General features: G+C 70.2%; 10 protein-coding genes. 4 read left to right on the top strand and 6 right to left on the bottom strand.

The window, feature by feature from the left end; all coding sequences use genetic code 11:
• Positions 1–128: 128 nt before the first annotated feature.
• Together lpdA and sucB are read left to right on the top strand one after the other, a co-directional pair.
• Entirely contained in the window at positions 129–1502 is a 1374-nt protein-coding gene (lpdA, locus tag HQQ79_RS08225; RefSeq protein WP_027465458.1) for a dihydrolipoyl dehydrogenase, read from the top strand.
• A gap of 73 nt (positions 1503–1575) precedes the next feature.
• Positions 1576–3090 (top strand): 2-oxoglutarate dehydrogenase, E2 component, dihydrolipoamide succinyltransferase, encoded by a 1515-nt coding sequence (gene sucB / locus HQQ79_RS08220; protein WP_173033626.1) that lies wholly within the window; start codon positions 1576–1578, stop codon positions 3088–3090.
• Positions 3091–3173: 83 nt separating this feature from the next.
• Here sucB and HQQ79_RS08215 read toward each other — a convergent pair whose 3' ends face one another.
• Positions 3174–4064: a hypothetical protein gene (locus HQQ79_RS08215; protein ID WP_173033624.1), complete on the bottom strand. Its 891-nt coding sequence runs from the start codon at positions 4062–4064 to the stop codon at positions 3174–3176.
• A gap of 128 nt (positions 4065–4192) precedes the next feature.
• Between HQQ79_RS08215 and HQQ79_RS08210 the strand changes: the two genes are divergently transcribed.
• Positions 4193–4909: a DUF4191 domain-containing protein gene (locus tag HQQ79_RS08210; RefSeq protein WP_027465455.1), complete on the top strand. Its 717-nt coding sequence runs from the start codon at positions 4193–4195 to the stop codon at positions 4907–4909.
• A 185-nt stretch (positions 4910–5094) separates the two neighbouring features.
• Here HQQ79_RS08210 and HQQ79_RS08205 read toward each other — a convergent pair whose 3' ends face one another.
• The gene (locus HQQ79_RS08205; protein WP_027465454.1) at positions 5095–5550 is read right to left on the bottom strand and encodes an RDD family protein; all 456 of its coding nucleotides are present in this window, start codon (positions 5548–5550) and stop codon (positions 5095–5097) included.
• 141 nt (positions 5551–5691) lie between these two features.
• Between HQQ79_RS08205 and glnA the strand changes: the two genes are divergently transcribed.
• On the top strand, positions 5692–7116 hold the full coding sequence (gene glnA / locus HQQ79_RS08200; RefSeq protein WP_173033622.1) for a type I glutamate--ammonia ligase: 1425 nt from the start codon (positions 5692–5694) through the stop codon (positions 7114–7116).
• A 399-nt stretch (positions 7117–7515) separates the two neighbouring features.
• Here the strand turns inward: glnA and HQQ79_RS08195 are convergent, their stop codons facing one another.
• The 4 genes from HQQ79_RS08195 to HQQ79_RS08180 all read right to left on the bottom strand — a co-directional run bounded on the left by HQQ79_RS08195 (position 7516) and on the right by HQQ79_RS08180 (position 15626).
• Positions 7516–8943 carry a UDP-glucose/GDP-mannose dehydrogenase family protein gene (locus HQQ79_RS08195; protein ID WP_051596711.1) on the bottom strand — a complete coding sequence of 476 codons (1428 nt, stop codon included), beginning with the start codon at positions 8941–8943 and terminating at the stop codon, positions 7516–7518.
• Positions 8940–10484, bottom strand: coding sequence for a glycosyl hydrolase (locus tag HQQ79_RS08190; protein ID WP_173033620.1), 1545 nt, complete (start codon positions 10482–10484; stop codon positions 8940–8942). The genes HQQ79_RS08195 and HQQ79_RS08190 overlap by 4 nt, the downstream gene beginning before the upstream one ends.
• On the bottom strand, positions 10477–12105 hold the full coding sequence (locus tag HQQ79_RS08185) for a glycosyltransferase family 2 protein (RefSeq protein WP_173033618.1): 1629 nt from the start codon (positions 12103–12105) through the stop codon (positions 10477–10479). Before HQQ79_RS08185 ends, HQQ79_RS08190 begins: the two co-directional genes overlap by 8 nt.
• A 569-nt stretch (positions 12106–12674) precedes the next feature.
• Positions 12675–15626, bottom strand: a complete 2952-nt coding sequence (locus HQQ79_RS08180; protein WP_173033610.1) for a bifunctional [glutamine synthetase] adenylyltransferase/[glutamine synthetase]-adenylyl-L-tyrosine phosphorylase — start codon at positions 15624–15626, stop codon at positions 12675–12677.
• Positions 15627–15638 lie beyond the last annotated feature (12 nt).

The following is a 15638-nucleotide window of genomic DNA, read 5'->3' as shown; positions in this document are numbered from 1 at the left end:
CCGACGCGCCTCCCACCGGTACTGCACGGGACGGGACCGGAACCACGCGGTCCGACCGTCGGACGCCGCCCTCCGCGGTGTCCACGTAGGGCCCGATCGGCCCGACACGCACGAGGGAGTTGCACCAGGTGACGGAACAGACTTACGACGTCGTTGTCCTCGGTGGCGGGAGTGGTGGGTACGCCGCTGCGCTCCGGGCCGCCGAACTCGGCATGAGCGTCGCGCTCATCGAGGGCGACAAGCTCGGAGGGACGTGCCTGCACCGCGGCTGCATCCCGACCAAGGCGCTGCTGCACGCCGCCGAGATCGCCGACGGCACGCGTGACGCCGAGAAGTACGGCGTGATCGCGGAGTTCGCCGGCGTCGACGTGCCCAAGGTGATCGACTACCAGCAGGGCGTCATCAACTCCAAGTACAAGGGCCTGCAGGGCCTGATCAAGGCCCGCGGCATCACCGTGGTCGAGGGCTGGGGGCGTCTGACCTCGCAGAACACCGTGCAGGTCGGCGACCAGACCGTCACCGGCAAGAACATCGTGCTCGCAACCGGCTCCTACTCGAAGTCCCTGCCCGGGCTCGAGATCGGCGGCCGCGTGATCACCTCCGAGACCGCACTCCGCATGGACTACGTCCCGAACAAGGTCGTCATCCTGGGCGGCGGCGTCATCGGCGTCGAGTTCGCCAGCGTCTGGAAGTCCTTCGGCGCCGAGGTCACCATCGTCGAGGGGCTGCCGCACCTGGTCCCCGCCGAGGACGAGTCGATGTCGAAGCAGCTCGAGCGTGCGTTCCGCAAGCGCGGCATCGAGTTCTCGCTCGGTGTCCGGTTCCAGGGCGTCGAGCAGCACGAGAACGGCGTCGTCGTCACGCTGGAGGACGGCAAGACCTTCGACGGTGACGTCCTGCTCGTCGCCGTCGGCCGTGGCCCCGTCACGCAGAACGTCGGCTACGACGAGGTCGGCGTGGCGATGGACCGCGGGTTCGTCACCACGAACGAGCGTCTCGCCACGAACATCCCGAACGTCTACGCCGTCGGCGACATCGTCCCCGGTCTGCAGCTCGCGCACCGCGGCTTCCAGCAGGGCATCTTCGTCGCCGAGGAGATCGCCGGCCTCAACCCGGTGGTCATCGAGGACAAGAACATCCCGAAGATCACCTACTCCGACCCCGAGGTCGCGTCGGTCGGGCTCTCGCAGGCCAAGGCCGAAGAGCAGTACGGCGCCGACAAGGTCGACTCGTACGAGTACAACCTGGCCGGCAACGGCAAGAGCCACATCATCGGGACCTCCGGTTCCGTCAAGGTCGTGCGCGTCGTGGACGGCCCCGTCGTCGGGGTCAGCATGATCGGTGCCCGCGTCGGCGAGCTCATCGGCGAAGCCCAGCTCGCCGTGAACTGGGAGGCGTACCCGGAGGACATCGCTCCCCTGGTGCACGGTCACCCGACCCAGAACGAAGCGCTCGGCGAGGCGTTCCTGCACCTCGCGGGCAAGCCGCTGCACGCGCTGTGACCGGCACCGGTCACCGCACTGTGACAATGACACCAACAACCACTGCAATCCCCCGCGAAGAGGAGTCCACCCGATGAGCGAATCCGTCAACCTCCCGGCGCTCGGCGAGAGCGTCACCGAGGGCACGGTGACCCGATGGCTGAAGAACGTCGGTGACCGGGTCGAGGTCGACGAGCCGCTGCTCGAGGTCTCGACCGACAAGGTCGACACCGAGATCCCGTCGCCGATCGCCGGCGTCGTCGAGGAGATCCTGGTGCAGGAGGACGAGACCGTCGAGGTCGGCACCGCCCTCGTGAAGATCGGTGACGGCTCCGGCTCGTCCGACGGCGGTTCGGACTCGTCCGACTCCGGCGCCGACGACGCGAACGCCGCCGCTGCCGACGCCGAGGAGCCCGAGGCCGCTCCCAGCACGGAGCAGGAGGCCGAGACCCCCGCCCCCGAGCCCACCGAGCCCGAGCCCGCCCCCGCCGGTCAGACGCAGCCCGCCGCCCCGCAGGCACCGTCCGCCCCGCCCGCGGCAGCACCGGTCCCGGCCGCCGCGCCGGTCCCGCCGCCCGCAGCCGCGCCGCCGGCAGCCGTGCCGGCACAGGCCGCTCCGGCAGCCGCACCGGCTCCGGCTTCTGCGCCGAGTGCCACGGCCGCCGCCGCGGTGCCGAACCCCACGCAGGACGGCGCAGCCTCCGGCTACGTCACCCCGCTGGTGCGCAAGCTCGCGAACGAGCAGGGCGTCGACCTGTCCACGGTCACGGGCTCCGGTGTCGGGGGGCGCATCCGCAAGGAGGACGTCCTCGCCGCCGCCGCGAAGGCCCCGGCCGCCTCGGCTGCAGCAGCACCCGCCGCCGCTTCCGGCCCGTTCGTCGCCGAGGTCTCGCCGCTGCGCGGAACCCGCGAGAAGATGACCCGTCTGCGCAAGGTGGTCGCCGAGCGTGCCGTGCAGTCGATGACCTCGACCGCACAGCTCACGAGCGTCGTCGAGGTCGACGTCACGAAGGTGGCGCAGTTCCGCGACGCCCACAAGGCGGAGTTCCTCGAGAAGACCGGCTCGAAGCTCTCCTTCATGCCGTTCTTCGCCCTCGCGGCGTCCGAGGCGCTGAAGGCCCACCCGAAGATCAACTCCACGGTCGACGGTGACGAGATCGTCTACCCGGAGACCGAGAACGTCTCGATCGCGGTGGACACCGAGCGCGGCCTGCTGACCCCGGTCATCAAGGACGCGGCCTCGCTGGACCTGGCGCAGTTCTCGAAGTCCATCGCGGACCTCGCCGAGCGCACCCGGAACAACCAGCTGAAGCCCGACGAGCTGGCCGGCGGCACGTTCACGCTGACCAACACCGGTTCGCGTGGCGCGCTGTTCGACACCCCCGTGGTGTTCCTGCCGCAGTCGGCGATCCTCGGCACCGGCATCGTCACGAAGCGCCCGGCGGTCGTGAAGGTCGACGGCCAGGAGGCCATCGCGATCCGCTCGTTCGTCTACCTGGCGCTGTCGTACGACCACCGGATCATCGACGGTGCGGACGCCTCGCGGTACCTCGTCGCGGTGAAGAACCGTCTCGAAGAGGGCAACTTCGCCCCGAACCTCGGGTACTGATCACCAGCAGCACGGCCGACGGCCCCGGTTCCCCTCGTGGGAGCCGGGGCCGTTCCCGTTCCCGTTGCCGGTCGGGTTCGGCGTCACCCGCCGCCGAGCAGGGTCAGCGCGGCGACCGCCGACCCGACGGTGACGACGAGCCCCACGAGGACACGGCGGAGCGGGAGTCGTCGTCCGGCTCCGAGTGGGACGCCGTGCTCGACCGCGTCCCGCAGACGATCAAGCAGTCCGTTCTGCCCGTCCAGTGTCGGCGGTTCGGCGAACACGAGGTCGCTCGGCACGGGGGTCCACCGGAACGGGCGGGGCGCGGCGGCGGCACGGACGACGTCGAGTGCTGCTCGTGCGCTCGGCCCGTCACCGTCGAGGGCGTCCTGCAGCGCTCCGAGCACCTGGGCCTGGGCGGGGTCGGCCGGGTCGACGCGGTCCCACACGCTCCGGGCTGCGAGCACGAGGGTCCGGGTCGCATCGATCACGTGCGCGGTGCGCGTCGGGGTCGTCGCGTCGGTCGGGTTGATCGGGCTCGCCGCGTTCGTCGGGTTCGTCGGGTTCGTCGCGTTCGTCGGGCGGTCGCAGAGCACCACGGCACCGGAGTCGTCCACCAGCACGTCGTCGATGCCGGCGGTACCGAGCAGGACCGCGCCGTCGTGCACGGACACCAGGAGCTCCACGAGCGGGACCGTCAGGGTCACCGCGACCCCGGTGGTCGGGGTGCCGAGCCGGTCGAGCGCCGGCACGAGCGGCGTGCCCGTGGGCCGGTCGAGGTCGACCACGAGACGCCCAGTCGGCGTCCGACCGACCGCGGACACCGGGACGAGGTGGCGCTCGGCGGCTGCGGAGCGATCGGCGACCCACGTGAGCACGTCGTGCTCGTCGTGCCCGTCGTGCCCGGCGTGCCCGTCGTGTTCCTCGTGCTCGTCGCGCTCGTTGCCGGTCGCGATCCAGCGATCCGGGTGGTGGTCGGTGCTCGTCTCCATGGTGACCAGCGTGGCGGTGGCGCGGTGGGCCTCCAGGCTCTCCCGCACCATCTGTGGACAAGACGTGTTCGCGCACAGCCGGACACGCGACGGTCTCCCCCGGCGCACGGAGGCCGTATCCTGTTCGCATGGCACGCAGCTCTTCCACAGACAAGAAGGCGAAGGAGCCGGGGCGTCTCAAGCAGATGTTCCAGGTCTTCCAGATGACCCGAAAGGCCGACCCGTCGTCGGTCTGGTGGTTCGCCCTCGCCTTCGTCGGTCCGGTCGTCCTCGGTGTCCTGCTGGCGCTGCTCCTGCCGGGGCAGAACTGGCTCGCGATCGTCCTGTGGATCGTCGCCGGTGTGCTGCTCGGTGTGCTGCTCTTCCTCATCGTGCTCGGTCGTCTGGCCGAACGTGCCGCGTACTCGCAGATCGAAGGCCAGCCCGGTGCCGTCGGTGCCGTGCTGTCGAACTCGCTCCGTCGCCAGTGGCGCTCGAGCGAGATGCCGGTCGCGGTGCACGGTCGCTCGCAGGCAGCGGTCTACCGCGCCGTGGGTCGCCCGGGTGTCGTCCTGATCACCGAGGGCCAGCGAGGCAACCTCAACCGCCAGGTCGACGAGGAGCGCCGCAAGGTCCAGCGCATCGTCCCGAACGTCGCCGTGCACGTGCTGCACGTGGGTGACGGCACCGGTGAGAGCCTGACGCTGCACAAGCTGCCCCGCGCCATGAACAAGCTCAAGAAGTCGCTCAACCGCAACGAGGTCCTGGCGGTCGCGAACCGTCTCGACTCGCTGACGCAGAGCCCCGCGGCCTCGATCCCGAAGGGCATGGACCCGATGCGGGCCCGCGCCGGACGGCCGCGCTGACCGAACCCCCACACACGGCACGAGGACGCCCCCGACCACCTGGTCGGGGGCGTCCTCGTGCGTGCGGGGTGCGTGCGGGGTGCGTGCCTCGCTCGAAGCCGGTCCTGCACGGTGCGAGGTTCCGTACTCGGTGCGGGAAGCGCAGGCGGGCACCGAGTACGGAACCTCGCACCACACAGCGCGGCTCAGCGCCGGACGAGCACCGTCCCGGCGATGCGGTCGTGCGCACCCCGACTGTCGCGGTCGATGATGAGCGCCGGGACCACCAGGCAGAGCAGCACCGTCCGGAGGATCGGCCGCCACACCCCTACGTAGCCTCCGCGCATCGGGACGACCCGCAGTCCGACGCAGATGTGGCCGAACGACCCGGACAGCAGGCAGATGAACAGGATCTGCAGCACGGCGAAGATGGCGATCTGCACCCACGAGTGCGCGATGTCGCCCGAACCGTTCACCGGCGACCACACGCCGGTGACGTAGGCGACCAGGTCGGCCAGCGCGCCGTCGATCAGCAGCGCCACGACCCGCCGGCCGATCCGCCCGACACTCCGGGGTCCGGACTCCGGCAGACCGAGGTCCTTGCCCGGCCACCCGTCCGGGTGCTCGGAGGGCGCGGACGGACTGGGAGTGCTACGGGCCATGGTCCCCAGCGTAGGCGACGGCCCGGGCGTAACACGCCCGAAACAAACCAGTCATGTCCGGGAAACCCCGTGTCAATAGCCTCGTCGGAGGTGCCTTGACCGGTGCCTCCGACATCACCCAACCCATTGGAGATCGGCCCCATGTTCAGCGATTCCTCCGAGGTCCTGGCCTTCATCAAGGACACCGACGTCAAGTTCCTCGACATCCGCTTCACGGACCTGCCCGGTGTGCAGCAGCACTTCAACATCCCGGCATCCACCGTCGACGAGGACTTCTTCTCGGTCGGCCAGCTGTTCGACGGCTCCTCGATCCGTGGGTTCGCGTCGATCCACGAGTCCGACATGCAGCTGATCCCCGATGTCACCACGGCGTACGTCGACCAGTTCCGCGCCGAGCGCACGCTCATCATGATCTTCGACATCTACAACCCGCGGAACGGCGAGATCTACGGCCGTGACCCGCGCCAGGTGGCGAAGAAGGCCGAGAAGTACCTCGCCTCGACGGGCATCGCGGACACCGCGTTCTTCGCCCCCGAGGCCGAGTTCTACATCTTCGACGACGTCCGCTACTCGGTCACGCAGAACGAGTCCTTCTACTCGGTCGACTCCGAAGAGGGCGCCTGGAACACCGGTCGCGACGAAGAGGGCGGCAACCTCGCCAACAAGACCCCGTACAAGGGCGGCTACTTCCCCGTGTCGCCGGTCGACAAGACCGCCGACCTGCGCGACGACATCACCCTCAAGCTGATCGACGCCGGCTTCGAGCTCGAGCGCTCGCACCACGAGGTGGGCACGGGCGGCCAGCAGGAGATCAACTACAAGTTCGACACGATGGTCCACGCCGCGGACGACATCCTGAAGTTCAAGTACATCGTCAAGAACACCGCCGACCAGTGGGGCAAGGTCGCCACGTTCATGCCGAAGCCGCTCTTCGGCGACAACGGCTCGGGCATGCACACCCACCAGTCGCTCTGGTCGGACGGCAAGCCGCTCTTCTACGACGAGAACGGCTACGGCGGGCTGTCGGACCTCGCCCGCTGGTACATCGGCGGCATCCTGAAGCACGCCTCGGCGCTGCTCGCCTTCACCAACCCGTCGATCAACTCGTACCACCGACTGGTCAAGGGCTTCGAGGCGCCGGTCAACCTGGTCTACTCGGCCGGCAACCGCTCGGCGGCGATCCGCATCCCGATCACGGGCACCAACCCGAAGGCCAAGCGCATCGAGTTCCGCGCGCCCGACGCCTCCGGCAACCCGTACCTGGCCTTCGCCGCGCAGCTGATGGCGGGCCTCGACGGCATCCAGAACCGCATCGAGCCGCACGAGCCGGTCGACAAGGACCTCTACGAGCTCCCGCCGGAAGAGGCGAAGGGCATCCCCCAGGTCCCCGGTTCCCTCGACGAGGCGCTCGACGCGCTCGAGGCGGACCACGAGTTCCTCACGAAGGGCAACGTCTTCACCGAGGACCTCATCCAGACCTGGATCGACTACAAGCGTGAGAACGAGATCCTCCCGCTGGCCCAGCGCCCGCACCCGTTCGAGTACGAGCTGTACTTCGGCGTCTGAGTTCCGCTGGCACCACACGAAGGGCCCCGCACCGTCAGGTGCGGGGCCCTTCGCCGTACCGGCCACGTTTCGGGGTGGGCGACACCTCACGGGCTGCGCCGCCCGTGAGGTGTCGCCCAGCGCGAGAGGACGCGGCCACCGTCAGCGCGGGGTGCGGACGCGACCGCCTGGAGGCCCGGTGCCGGTCCGACGGGCGTGCGCCGGGCCTCCAGGCGGTCGCGACGCACGTTCCTTCCCATCGCCGCTGGACTGGAAAGCGGAATCGGGCGTACCTGGTCAGAACTTCCGACCAGGTACGCCCGATTCGACCAGGTACGCCCGGTCGGACCAGGTACGGCCCCGGGCGCACGGGAACGGGGCCCGCGCCGCCCGGCACGGACCCCGTCTCGCGAACGGTGACTAGCGGCTCGTGGCCAACGCGTCGTTCGTCCCCGCTGCGACGCTCACGGGTGCACCCGTGACCGGCGTGGGACGTCCCAGGGAACGGACGGTCCACCCCGCTTTCACCCAGTCGGAGACCGGGAGGCAGTTGCGCGCGTCGATGACGACGCGGCGCCCGACGAGGTCACCGAGGGCGACCGGGTCGGCGGTGATGATGTCGTCCCACTCGGTGAGCACGAGGACGACGTCGGCGCCCTCGATCGCGTCCGTCATCGAGGCGGCGTAGCTCAGCGTCGGGAACGAGCGCTTCGCGGGCTCCATCGCCTCGGGGTCCCAGAGCGTCACCTGTGCGCCGCGGAGGTGCAGCGCAGCGGCGACGTTGAGCGCCGGGGAGTCCCGGACGTCGTCGGTCAGGGGCTTGAACGCGGCACCGATCACGGCCACGCGGCGGTTGAGCACCGATCCCCCGGCCGAGTCGATCGCCATGTCGATGACCCGCTGGCGCTGCCCCATGTTGATCTCGTCGACCTGCTGCATGAGGCCGACGACCTGGCCCGCGCCGATCTCGTTCGCGCGGTACATGAGCGCCCGGATGTCCTTCGGCAGGCAGCCGCCGCCGAAGCCGAGGCCGGCGTTCAGGAACTTCCGGCCGATGCGGGCGTCGTGGCCGAGGGCGTCGGCGAGCGTGGAGACGTCGGCACCGGTGATCGCGCACATCTCGGAGATCGCGTTGATGAACGAGATCTTCGTGGCGAGGAACGCGTTGGCGCTCACCTTGACGAGCTCCGCGGTGGCGAGGTCGGTGGTGATGACCGGGGTGCCCTCGCTGATCGGTGCGGCGTAGACCTCGCGGATCACGGCGTCGGCAGCCTCGGAGGCTCCGCCCCAGACCAGACGGTCCGGGTGCAGGGTGTCCTCGACGGCCTTGCCCTCACGCAGGAACTCGGGGTTCCAGATGAGCTCCGCGTCGATACCGGCGGGGGTGAACTCGCGGACGATGCCACGGAGACGCGATGCCGTGCCCACCGGGACCGTCGACTTGCCGACGATGAGGCCCGGGTGGGTGAGGTTCTCGGCGACACCACGGGTGGCGCTCTCCACGTAGGCAAGGTTCGCGGCGTGCGATCCGGCCTTCTGCGGTGTGCCGACGCAGACGAAGTGGACGTCCGCAGCGGCCACGGCCGAGGCGATGTCGGAGGTGAAGCGGAGCTTGCCGCTGGCGACGTGCTTCGTGATGAGCTCGGGCAGCCCGGGCTCGAAGAACGGGACCTCACCGGCGGACAGCGCGGCGAGCTTCGACGGGTCGATGTCGACACCGATGGTCTCGAAGCCCATCTCGGCCATGGCGGCCGCGTGGGTGGCACCGAGGTAGCCGGTGCCGATGACGCTGATGACGGGTGCGGGACGGGTGTCGGCCGATGCGGTCGACTTCTTGGACTCGCTCATTGCGTGACCTCCTGCAGGTCGTAGTCGATGTCGTTGCGCTTGATGCCCTCGGCGAAGGCCTTGAGGGAATCGGCGCGGGAGTTGAGACGCCAGTCGTTCGTGGTGCGCTTGCCGTCGATGATGGTGGTCGCGGTCTCGCTGAAGTACGCGAAGCCGACGATGTCCTTGTTCGCGGGGTCAGCCAGCGCATCGAAGAGCGAGTTGATCCACTGCGTCTTCTGCGGGTTCGCGACACTGGTGCCGGTCTCGGTCGCCCCGATCTCGTTGAGCATGATGCCCTTGCCCGGCGCGATCTGCCGGAGCTGCGCGAGCGTCGCTCCGAAGGTCGTGGCGAACGTCGGCTGCTCGGTGGCGTCACGGTAGTAGCCGCTCATGCCGACCCAGTCCACGTAGTCCGCACCCGGGTAGTACTGCTGCATGTACTCGAGCGTCTGGTACTTCGTGTTGCCGAGCTTGTCGATGCGGCTCGGGGACCAGTCCCAGATGACGTACTTGTTCGCGCCGTTCGCCTGGAAGACGTCGTGCACGTGCTTCCACATCTTCTTGTAGGAGCCGACGGGGTTCTTCTGGGCGTCACCCTCGGACCAGTTGTACCAGGAGCCGTTCATCTCGTGGTCGAGACGGATGACCATCGGCTGCCCGTTGGCCGCAAGCGCCTTGGCGTACTTCGTCAGGTAGGCGTCGAACGACCCACCGGAGATGTCGTCGTTCGTGTACCCGGGGACGTACTTCTGGTCGTTGCCGGTCTGCGCCGGCACCGTCTCCCACGTCATGAGGGGGACGCGACCGTTGGCCCAGGAGCGCTGCACCGCGGTGGCGTTGAACTCCTGGTCGAAGCCCTGGAAGAAGCCGGTCATGTTCGACGCGGTGCCGACCTGACGGGAGACCTCGTCGTACTCGGCCCAGTTGAACGGGGACTGCGCGGTGTACAGGCCGTACCAGCGCGACTGCTGGCCGAGGATCTCGGCCTTCGTCGGCGTGACGACCGGTGTGGCACCCGGGTCGGTCGAGGGGCCGGGGTTCGGCTTCGACCCACCGCCGTTGCCCGAACCCGAACCGCTGCCCGACCCGTTGTCCGACGAACCCGAACCGGACCCGCCGGCGGAACCGGCACCGCCGGAACCCGAGCCGCCGCTGCCGGAACCGGCGGCGTTGACGTTGGACGAGCCTCCCGAGCTCTTCGCGGCACCGAGCTGGGACTGCAGCGACGCGATCTGCGCCTTGAGTTCCGAGATCTGGTCGCCGCGCGACCCGGCCTGGGCCGTGCGGGAGTCGAGCTTGCCCTCGAGCGACCAGATGCGCTCCTGGGCGGCGTCGAGCTGCGTCTGGAGCTCGGCGGCGGACACCTTCTTGGCCTTCGGCGCCTCGACGCCGAGCGCCTGGTGCACGGCGGTCGAGACGGGGCCGGTGGGCGAGATCCACACCGACCAGGTGATGAGGCCGAGCGCCAGCACGATGGCCGTCGTGCCGATGGCCGTCCGGCGGGCGTGCTTACTGGACTGCGCCCACCAAGCACTCGAGGAACGGATGATGTCAGACAATGAGGAACGCCTCCAGGGCGAAGATCGCGATGCCGATCACGTACGGGATCGCTGCGTACGGGTTGTACCGGCGGGCTCGGGCGGGGGCCGGCGCGGCTGCTCGCTGGGCCTCCTGCTGCGCGACCGCGGCTGCGGCCTCGCGGCGGGTGGCGAGGACGGTGGTGGTGGAGTTGGTCGCCGCGTCGGCGCCGAAGAGCTCGTCGAACGCGCGGTCGACGGCAACCTGGTCGACGGTGTCGATCGGAGCGGACGAGCCCGCCGAGCCTGCGTCCGCACCGGCCATCCGGGCACGTTCGGCGTCGATCGGGCTGACCGGGATCTGCGCCGTGGAGGACAACGGCTGGACGGCGTCCGCCGGGTCCTCCTGCATCGGACCACCGGCGTAGGCGCCGGCTCGGGTCCCCCAGCCGGACGCGTGCGCCAGGCGGAAGAAGCCGATGAGCCGGATCGGCATCAGGAAGAACGTCGACACGATGATGAACATCGGCAGGCGGAAGAAGTCGCTCGGCTTCTCGGACAGGTGCCGCATCTGGCGGATCGCCATGCTCAGCACGCTCGAGATCACCATGAGCGCCGCGACGTAGACGAAGCCGGTCGAGAAGCCGTACTGCGACAGGATGCCCTGGTACAGGTTCTCGCCCTGGCCGGTGAAGGCGCGGTAGATCCAGCCGGCGATCACGCCGAAGAGCATGAACGGCAGGATGATGTCGGTGATGAAGAACGCCGCCAGGATCGGAGCGTGGCCGAGCATCCACGGCAGCATCCGCAGCGTGTTGTACTGCGAGCCGCGGGCCCAGCGGAGCTGCTGCTTGAACAGCTTCTTCACCTGCAGCGGGGCGTCCGTGTAGACCAGCGACGTGTACTGGTAGACGGTCCGGTACCCCTCCTTGAGCGTGAGGTTCGTCAGCGTCCGGTCGTCGGAGACCTCGAGGAACACGCCCATGAACTTCTCGTGCATGAACCGGTCCATCACCCGCATGAGGATGCTCCGGCGGAACGCGATGGTGCGCCCGGGCAGGCAGCCGATCTGCCCGAGGACACTCTGTGCCGGCATCGAGTAGAGCGCCCGCGAGTTCTCGAGCCAGTCGGCCCAGCGGGTGATCCAGCTGCGCTCCGGCTCGAGGATGCGCTGCCGGGTCGTGACGCCACCGACGGACTCGTCGGCGAACGGCCGGAGGAGTTCCTCGAGCGCGCCGGGGGTCCAGACGGTGTCGGAGTCGACCAGCACGGTGATGTCGCCGTTGGACATCTCGGTGCCGACCTTGACGGCGTTGCGCTTGCCCGGGATGGGCGTGTGGGTCCAGCGGACGAGCGGGGCGAACTCGTCGCAGACCTCTTCGAGCGCCTCGTTGCGAGCACCGTTGATGACGACGATGATCTCGCCGGGCTGCTGCTCGACCATGCGGCCGATGACGTCGCGGAACAGGTCGAGCGGTTCGTCCACGACGGGGACGACGACGCTGGTGGTACCGACGAAGGTGCCGGTGAAGGGGCGGTAGCGGGCGGAGATGACGACCTTGAGCAACCAGAGCAACCAGATCACCGCGGAGTACACGGCGAACAGGTAGAACTCGGGGTGCCCTTCGACCATCTGCCTGATCTGCAGAATGAAGGTGAACACTGATCCCTGCTTCAACGTTCGAGGTGGAGATTCCGCTTCATCGGGGAATCAGGGCCGGTTCGGGTGATGCCATTGATGCAGAACCTGAACGCGCGCGCAACGCGGCCCCCGTCCGGGGGCGTTACGGGCGCGTTACGGGGTACACACTGGTCCCCCTCTCGGCCGGTCGGAGCGGTCCCCCGTCGTGCTGACAGCACTCCTGCGGACCGCGCGACCGCGGAGCCTCACCTCGATGGGCGACAGGTGCGGCCTGGAGGCACGGGTCGGGTCCGGTGGAAAGCCCTGGTCAGCAGGTGGCCACGTGGCGTGTCGGGGGGCACCGGAAATGGTCCCCTGGCGGTCCGGTGGGAGTTCGGTCACGGCACGGTAACGAGCCGGGCTCTGTTTCGAACAGGGGTACGAACGGGGTGCCGTCGGGGGACGCCCCTCGACACGGGGAATTAACCTTCGACGGCTGCTCAGGTCGGGCCCGTCCGGAGACGTCCGGGCGTGTCGCGGGCGACGCAGCGTCCCGTCGCGGGCGACGCGGCGTCCTGTCGCGGGCGACGCGGCGTCCGGTCGCGGGCGGGTCAGGCGCCGTAGAACTCGCGCTCGAACACCTGTCGGGCGCGTCGCGTGACGCCGAGGTAGTCGTCCTCGAGGCGGCTCGCGGAGCCCGGCGGGTACTCCATCAGACGGGCGACACCCTCGAGCTGGACGCGGTCGACGGGCAGGACGTCGGTGGTCTTCCCCGACCACAGCACGAGGGCACTCCGGGTGCGCGATGCGAAGCGCCAGGCGGCCCCGAGCCGCTCGCCGTCCTCGGCGCCGACGAGTCCGGCGTCGACCGCGGCGTCGAGCGCCTCGAGCGTCGACGTGGTGCGGAGCGACGGGATCTCGAGCGCGTGCTGCAGCTGCAGGAGCTGCACGAACCACTCGACGTCGCTGAGCGATCCCCGGCCGAGCTTGAGGTGCCGGGCGGGGTCGGCACCGCGGGGCAGCCGTTCCGACTCCACACGGGCCTTGATTCGGCGGACCTCGCGCACCTGGTGGTCGTCGATCCGCTCGGGGTACCGGGTGCGGTCGGCGAGGTGCTCGAAGTCACGCAGGAGTTGCGCGTCGCCGACGGCCCCGCGGGCGCGGAGGAGCGCCTGCGCCTCCCACGTGAGCGACCAGCGGGCGTAGTAGGCGCCGTAGGACTCGAGTGTCCGCACGACGGGACCGTTCTTGCCCTCGGGGCGCAGGTCGATGTCGAGGTCGAGCGGGTGGATCGTGTCCTCGGTCAGCCGGTTGAGCTCGCGCACGATGGTCTGGGCGGTCCGGGAAGCGACCTCCGGAGCCAGGTCGGGTGCGCGGTACACGTACAGCACGTCGGCGTCCGAGCCGAAGCCGAGTTCCCGCCCGCCGTACCGGCCCATCGCGATGATCCCGAACTCGAAGCCCTCGGGGGCGTCACGGCGCGCGAGCGCGAGGGCACCAGCAAGGGTCGCCTCGGTGACGTCGCTCAGGGCCGGGCCGAGGCCGTCGACGTCGAGCGAGCCGAGCACGGCGGCCATGCCGAGCCGCAGGGTCTCCCGACGTCGGGTCGACCGGAGCAGCGCCGCGGAGCCGTCGACGTCGTCGCCGTGCCGGGCGGTGGTCGCGGTCATCTCGGCGAGCAGGGCGTCGATCGGCCGCGGACGCAGCAGCGCCTCGGGTTCGTCGAGCCAGGCGACCGCCTCGGGGAACCGCTCGAGCAGCCCGGACAGGAACGCCGACTCGGACAGCACGGTGGTGAGCGAGTGCGCGGCACCCGACGAGTCGCGCAGCATGCGGAGGAACCAGCTCGACTCCCCCAGGCCGTCGCTCAGCCGGCGGAAGGCCAGCAGCGCGCGGTCCGGTGCCGGCCCCTCGGCCATCCAGCGCAGGAGCACCGGGAGCAGGTTCCGCTGGATCGCCGCACGCCGGCTCGTGCCCTGCGTCAGGGCGCGGATGTGGCCGACGGCTCCGGCGGGGTCGACGAACCCGACGCCGGCGAGCCGGTCGACGACCTGGTCGTTGGTCAGGACGATCTCGTCCTCGGTCGAGGCCACGGCGGACAGCAGCGGCCGGTAGAACAGGCGCTCGTGCAGCCCGCGGACCTCGAGCTTCACGGCACGCCAGCGGGCCTCGAGCGCCGGGGCCGACGCGGCGACACCGCTCGACCGGGCGAGCACCCGCAGCTCCTCTTCGTCGGAGGGCATCAGGTGCGTCCGCTGCAGGCGCCGGAGCTGGATGCGGTGCTCGAGCACCCGGAGCAGGGCGTAGTCCGGCCCGAACCGAGCGGCCTCGGCACGGCCGACGTACCCGGCGTCGGTCAGGGCGTCCATCGCCTCGAGCGTCGACCGCACCCGCACGGACGGGTCGTCGCGGCCGTGCACGAGCTGCAGGAGCTGCACGGTGAACTCGACGTCCCGCAGGCCGCCGGGGCCGAGCTTGAGCTGCCGGTCGACGTCCGCGTCGGGGATGTGCTCGGTCACCCGCTCGCGCATCCGCTGCACCGACTCGACGAACCCCGGCCGGGTGGAGGAGTTCCACACGAACGACGCGACGGCCTCGGCGTACCGGGCACCGAGGTCGGCGGACCCGGCGATCGGCCGGGCCTTGAGCAGCGCCTGGAACTCCCACCCCTTCGCCCAGCGCTCGTAGTACGCCACGTGCGAGTCGAGGGTGCGCACGAGTGCGCCGTCCTTGCCCTCGGGCCGGAGGTTCGCGTCGACCTCCCACAGGGCGGGCTCGGCGGCGAGGTCGGTGATCGCGTGCATGGCGGCGATCGCGATGCGGGTGGAGACCAGCACGGCCCGGTCGGTGGGGACGCCGTCGGTGGGCTCGGTGACGAAGATGACGTCGACGTCGCTGACGTAGTTGAGCTCGCGCGCACCGGCCTTGCCCATCGCGATCACGGCGAGCGGCGTGGCCGCGACGTCGGCCGCGGGGAACGGCACCTCGCGCCGCGCGATGTCCACCGCGGCGTCGAGGGTGGCTCCCGCAAGGTCGGCGAGTCCGGCAGCCACGGCCGGGAACGCGTCCGTCGGCACGGGGTGCAGCACGTCGAACAGGGCGATCTGGGCCAGGTGCCGGCGGTAGCGCACGCGCAGGCGCATCCGGGCGTCCTCACCCGTGGCGCCGTCGACGGCCTCGGTCAGCGACGCCGTGTACCGCTCCTGCGACCACGGTTCGCCGACCGGTTCGAGCAGCAGGGCGAGCTCCGCCGGACGTCGGTGCAGGAACTCCCCGAGACCGATCGAGGCGCCGAGCAGGCGGACCAGGCGCTCGGTCGCCGCGTCGTCCGTCAGGACGGGGCGGAGCTCGTCCGGCGCGCGCTCGAGCAGCCGCTCGAGCATCCGCAGGGCGCCGTCCGGATCAGCGGTGCCGCCCCAGAGCGCGGCAGACCCGGCGACCGGCAGCGGCACGTCGGGGCCGAACCGGGCCTCCAGGTCGGCAGCCCGCTCGAGGCTCTCCGACAGCTCCGCGAACCCCAGACGGGCCAGCTCCGAACGTGACGTCGTCGTCCGACCGGTCATGTGGAACGTGCT

This window comes from Curtobacterium sp. VKM Ac-2852, assembly GCF_013205045.1.
Taxonomy (GTDB): Bacteria; Actinomycetota; Actinomycetes; order Actinomycetales; family Microbacteriaceae; genus Curtobacterium; species Curtobacterium flaccumfaciens.
The sequence above is the reverse complement of the archived record's forward strand: the minus strand, read 5'-3'. Positions and strand labels throughout refer to the sequence as shown.

Bases quoted from the DNA above. Each gene is read 5' to 3' on its own strand.
- sucB (WP_173033626.1), top strand. From the start codon at position 1,576: ATGAGCGAATCCGTCAACCTCCCGGCGCTCGGCGAGAGCGTCACCGAG.
- HQQ79_RS08215 (WP_173033624.1), bottom strand. From the start codon at position 4,064: ATGGAGACGAGCACCGACCACCACCCGGATCGCTGGATCGCGACCGGC.
- HQQ79_RS08210 (WP_027465455.1), top strand. From the start codon at position 4,193: ATGGCACGCAGCTCTTCCACAGACAAGAAGGCGAAGGAGCCGGGGCGT.
- HQQ79_RS08205 (WP_027465454.1), bottom strand. From the start codon at position 5,550: ATGGCCCGTAGCACTCCCAGTCCGTCCGCGCCCTCCGAGCACCCGGAC.
- glnA (WP_173033622.1), top strand. From the start codon at position 5,692: ATGTTCAGCGATTCCTCCGAGGTCCTGGCCTTCATCAAGGACACCGAC.
- HQQ79_RS08195 (WP_051596711.1), bottom strand. From the start codon at position 8,943: ATGAGCGAGTCCAAGAAGTCGACCGCATCGGCCGACACCCGTCCCGCA.
- HQQ79_RS08180 (WP_173033610.1), bottom strand. From the start codon at position 15,626: ATGACCGGTCGGACGACGACGTCACGTTCGGAGCTGGCCCGTCTGGGG.